General features: G+C 58.1%; 3 protein-coding genes. 1 reads left to right on the top strand and 2 read right to left on the bottom strand.

What is annotated here, in order from left to right; genetic code table 11:
- Positions 1 to 110 precede the first annotated feature (110 nt).
- Positions 111 to 875, bottom strand: a complete 765-nt coding sequence (gene kdsB / locus QZ292_RS09460) for a 3-deoxy-manno-octulosonate cytidylyltransferase (RefSeq protein ID WP_294600942.1) — start codon at positions 873 to 875, stop codon at positions 111 to 113.
- Between the two features lie 701 nt (positions 876 to 1,576).
- A complete protein-coding gene (locus tag QZ292_RS09455) occupies positions 1,577 to 2,812 on the bottom strand; it encodes an ROK family transcriptional regulator (protein ID WP_294600939.1) in 1,236 nt (411 codons plus the stop codon).
- Positions 2,813 to 3,230: 418 nt separating this feature from the next.
- Here QZ292_RS09455 and QZ292_RS09450 point away from each other — a divergent pair, with 418 nt between their 5' ends.
- Positions 3,231 to 4,148 (top strand): hypothetical protein, encoded by a 918-nt coding sequence (locus QZ292_RS09450; protein ID WP_294600937.1) that lies wholly within the window; start codon positions 3,231 to 3,233, stop codon positions 4,146 to 4,148.
- Positions 4,149 to 5,017: the final 869 nt, after the last annotated feature.

Genomic DNA, 5,017 nt, shown 5'->3' with positions numbered 1-5,017 from the left:
CGACCGGACGTGGTTCCGGTTTTCAGTTGCGTTGCCTCTCGGAATAAACGGACACACGACACTCGAAAACTGACCGTTTCTACCTCGAACTCACCATAATCCCGTCCGCATCACTCCCCGTCGCCGTCCGGAAAGAGGGCGAGCACCCGTTGCAGGTCTTCCGGCGTGTCAATGGCGTGAGTTTCTGCGTGTGTCACCGCCGTGCGGATCGGATAGCCGTTTTCCAGCCAGCGCAGCTGTTCGAGCGATTCGGCCAGCTCGAGCGGCGACGGCGCCAGACGGGTGATCTCCCGGAGCACCTCGCTGCGGTAGGCGTAGAGTCCGATGTGTTTATAATAGGTGTGCCGCGTCTGCCACTCATCCTGCGGCACGCCGCGTAGAAACGGTATGGCGTTTCTGCTGAAATAGAGGGCGTTACCCGTAGCCGAGCGGACGACTTTCGGCGAGTTGGGGTTGAAAATCTCCTCGTCGGGGCCGAACGGTTTGACCAGCGTGGCGATCTGCGTGTCGGGAGCGTCGAAACAATGTCGGATCTGTTCGAGCTGTTCGACGGCAATGAAGGGTTCGTCGCCCTGGATGTTCACCACGACGTCGAACCGTTCGCCGGTGAGGCGTTCCGCCGTGTCGAGCGCTTCGGCGCATCGGTCAGTACCCGACCGGTGCGTGTCGGCGGTCATGATGACCTGTCCGCCGAAATCCTTGACGGCCTGTTCGATTCTGGAGTCGTCCGTGGCGACGTAGCAAGCCTCGCCGAACACCCTCCGGCAGCGTTCGTAGACGCGTTGAATCATGGGTTTCCCGTGGATGTCGGCCAGCGGTTTCCCGGGGAACCGGGTCGAGGCGTATCGGGCGGGAATCAGGGCTAAGTATTTCATGAACTGGTTTTTAGTGTAAATGGTTCGTCTCCGGAAGTCTCCGGGATGCGCAGTCCTCGTGTGCCCGCGGTGGAAAGAAGCCTGAGTCTTGCGGAGCCTAAGGCGTAGCGTAGCTATCATAAAAGTTTTTGGTGCCGCTTTTTTCAAAAAGCGGCAGTTCCGTCCGGCTCAAGGCTCGACCGCGCGCCACGCCTTAAAAGGGAAATCGTCAAAACTCGCTTGCGTGTTTTGACAAGATTTCCCCAAGGCGCGCGGACAGAAACAAGGTCGAAACCCTGCGGTTCTTCGAACCGCAAAAGTTTGGCCAAGCCATCTGTCGGGTTCGGGCTGCGCGCTCCGGGGGTGGGCCGAAGGCCCAGCGCGCAAGCCCGGCGATTCTGTGAATCGCGCTACTCGTTCTCCGCCCCGTGTCCGCCTCACTGCGGCTCCGCTGTCGCTCCGCCGGTGCCTTCGGGCACTCCGAAATAGGCCGCCTCTACCCGTTCTTTTCTCGCGCGCCTTGACGATTCATTCTATTTCGGCTCATCGCCGAAACAGTTGAATCGCTTTCTAAGGCGTGGCGCGCGTTGAGCTTCGTCCCGCCTGAAACTGGCCTCAGGCCGGCCGGGCCCCACGTCCCGTGGACGGGAAATGCTTACGCATTTCCACTATTCAACTCGGCCCAATTCTCTGTTCGAACGCTACGCGCGACCGTGCCGCGGCTACAAGATCCCCAGCATGCGGTTGCGCGTCAGGAGAGCCGCCCCCAGCACCCCCGCCGTCTCGCCCAGCGTCGAGATGCGCAGCGTCGTGTCCCGCGTCACCAGCCGCAGCGAGTATTTGTTCAGCGCCGTGCGGATCGGCAGCATCAGGTAGTCGCTCACCTCCGCCAGCGGCCCCCCGATCACCACCAGCTCCGGATTGAACAGGTTGATCAGCACGCTGATCCCCCGTCCCAGCTTCTCGCCCACGTCCGTGATCAGGTCGATCGAGAGCACATCGTCGCTCTCCGTCGCCCGGATGATGTCCTGCATGGTGATCGCCTCGCCCCGTTCGAACTTCTCCGACAGAATCGACGATGCCCCGTCGCGCAGGCTCTCCGCGAAGCTGTTTTCGAGCGCCAGCCCCGACGCCTCCGTCTCGAGACACCCCTTTTTCCCGCACTGACAGATCTTCTCGTTGTCGAAGAACGGAATGTGCCCGAACTCGCCCGAGAAGCCCGACTTCCCGTAGTAGAGCTTCCCGCCCACGATGATTCCGACCCCGATCCCCCGTCCGATGTTGATGAAGAGCGCGTTCTGCACCTCGTTCCGGTCTCCGTTCAGGTATTCGGCGTAAGTCATCGCCCGGGTGTCGTTTTCGACCACCGTTTCGATGCCCGTTTTCTCGTGGATCAGCCGCGCCAGCGGATAGCCGTCGATGTTGATCGCGTTGTAGATGATGCCCGACGAAGCGTCGACCCGTCCCTTGACCGCGATCCCCATCCCGAGGATCTTTTCGCGCGCCGCCGTCCCCAGCGACTCGATGAACTCCTCGATCCGCGCCGCCAGGTTGTCCAGAAACTGCGTGTTGGTATTATACGTGAACGGCACGTGCTGTTTCACCGTCACCGTGTTTTTGTTGAGGTCGATCACCCCGAAGCTGAGTTCCCCCTCCTGGATCGTGACCCCGAGGAAATAGCCCGCGTCCGACACCAGCCCGAAGGCACAGGGCCTCCGTCCGCCCCCCGTTTCGATTTTTCCCTGGTCGCGCACGAACCCCTCGCGGATCAGCTCGCCGACCAGCTTCGTGATCGTCGGGTTGCTGACATTCAGGATGCGCGACAGATCGGCGATCGTACAGTCCCCTTCCGTCGCCAAAGTCAGGATGATGCGCCGTTTGAGCATAAAAGCCTTGTAAGCCACCACACTCATGTTTTCGTCCGTCGGTGTGCCCAGAATGGATTGGTTGGTTGCCATAAAAAGAAGTTAAGTGATTCTGTGTATGGGTTTTAATTCGTCGTATTTTATTCCGGAAAATAGCGTTGCAAGTTAGTGAAAATTGTGATTAAAATAAAAGCGATATCCGAATAATTTCGCTAACGGCTTGTTTTTAGGGAAAAATATGGAATGTCAGAAAAAAAGTTTTTGGGTGTCCGAATTTTTATCTATCTTGCACCGAAATTGTAACGACCACGACAGCTTCCGACGGACGGCGCGGACGGTTTTTCTGCCATAAATTCGGCATCCGCTCCCCATACTTTCGTCCGGGTCGGGAACCGGTGGCACACAGTTTGTTAGTATCACCGGAAGCAAACGCCACCTTCGGCCTGAGGGCGGCAGAGGCCTTCCGAGGCGCAAAACGAAAAACGACAGCTTTCTAATACACAGAGAGATTATGGAGTATAACGACAACGACTACGACTACAACGACTATCCGCAGCACGAAAGCAACGGATCGGTCAAAGGGCTGAAGATCGCGATCATCATCCTGCTGATCGTCCTGGCCGTGATCTCGTTCTTCTTCTGGAAACAGGTCCAGGAGCTCAAACGGGATCAGATCGGAATCACCGAAGAACGCGATACCCTGACCAACCGGCTGACCGTTCTCCTCGGCCAGATGGGCGACCTCAAAGTCGACAACGATACGATGAACATCGCGCTCATGCACCAGCGCCACATCGCCGACTCGCTCCTCGATCGCCTCAAAAAGGAACGCGGCTGGAACTACGCCAAGATCAAGAAGTACGAACGCGAACTCGGGACGCTTCGGGCGACTATGCAGGGCTTCGTGCGCCAGATCGACTCCCTGAACCGGATCAACCAGCAGCTCGCAGGCGAAAATATGCGCTACAAACGCCAGATCACCTCCTTGCAGTTGCGCACCGAAGCCGCCGAAGAGATGACTCAGGAGCTCAATAATAAGGTGAAACGGGCCTCGCAGCTGCGGGCACGGGACGTTGCTTTGCTGGCATACAGCAAACGGAACAAACTCGTCAGCCGGGCTAAGCAGACCGAAAAACTCGTCACCGAATTTATCCTGACCGCGAACGAAGTGGCCATTCCGGGCGAACGGACGGTTTACGTTCGGGTGATTACGCCGGAAGCCGATATCTTGGGTTCACCGGACGGCGGTCGGTTTACCTTCGCCGGCGAATCGATCCCGTACACCGCTAAGCGTGTCGTGGACTACCAGGGCGACGACCTGCCTGTGAGCATCTATTATGATATCACGGGTCTGTATGCGGGCCAATACACCGTGATGGTCTATGTGGACGGCCAGATGGTCGGCCAGAGCGACGTGATTCTGAAATAGGATTGGACAAGGCTATCGCCTTGTTCTCAGATAAGCGAGCCGCATCGGGAATCACCCGATGCGGCTTTTGTTTTGGGCTCCCATTCTATGCAGTTCGGGAGCAGGGTAGAGCCTTACATTGTTTGGGGTTAGAGGCTATCTTGGGATTTGGTCGCGGCTGCCGCATTAGTTAGGGCCGTCGGCAGCTTGAGGATGCGTCAGCATCCGTCGAAAGTTTTTTGGGTTCTTTTTGTTCACAAAAAGAACAGTTCCAGCTGGGGCAGTGCCTGGACCGCGCGCCGCTGCCTTAAAAGGGAAATCGTCAAAATGCATTCGTGCGTTTTGACAGGATTTCCCAAGGCGCGCGGACAGCGGTATTGGACTGAGTAGGTAAGTGGAAATGCGTAAGCATTTCCCGTCCCCGCACCCACAGGGTGTTTTGTTAGGGTTCTCTCTGCCTTACTAAGTGGGGCCCGCGCGGCCTGAGCGCAGTTTCAGGCGGTTCAAAGCTCGACAGTCGCCCGCCTGCCTAAAGAGGATTTCACTCGTTTTGCGACAGCAAAATCGAGATGAAATCCCAGCGGGCGACGGCAGAGGTGGCGGAGCGATAGCGGAGCCGCAGTGAGGCGGATACGGGGCGGAGAATTGGGCTATGTATGGGGCTGAGCTTAGGGCGAGAGCGAGTAGCGCGATTCGCAGAATCACCGGCCATGTCGCCCAGGCGCTTTGCGCCTCGGGCGAGTGGGCGACAGGCCGAAGAGGACGGACACGTGGCGAAGAATTGGGTAAAGTTATTGGCCGCGGCTTGGACGAAACTTTTGCGGCTCGCAGAGCCGCGCGGGCCGAAGCCTCCCCACGCGGAGGCCCGCAACTCGCAAAGCTCGTTTTTG

The sequence above is a fragment of the uncultured Rikenella sp. genome (assembly GCF_910577125.1).
In the GTDB taxonomy this organism is placed as follows: domain Bacteria; phylum Bacteroidota; class Bacteroidia; order Bacteroidales; family Rikenellaceae; genus Rikenella.
The sequence above is the reverse complement of the archived record's forward strand: the minus strand, read 5'-3'. Positions and strand labels throughout refer to the sequence as shown.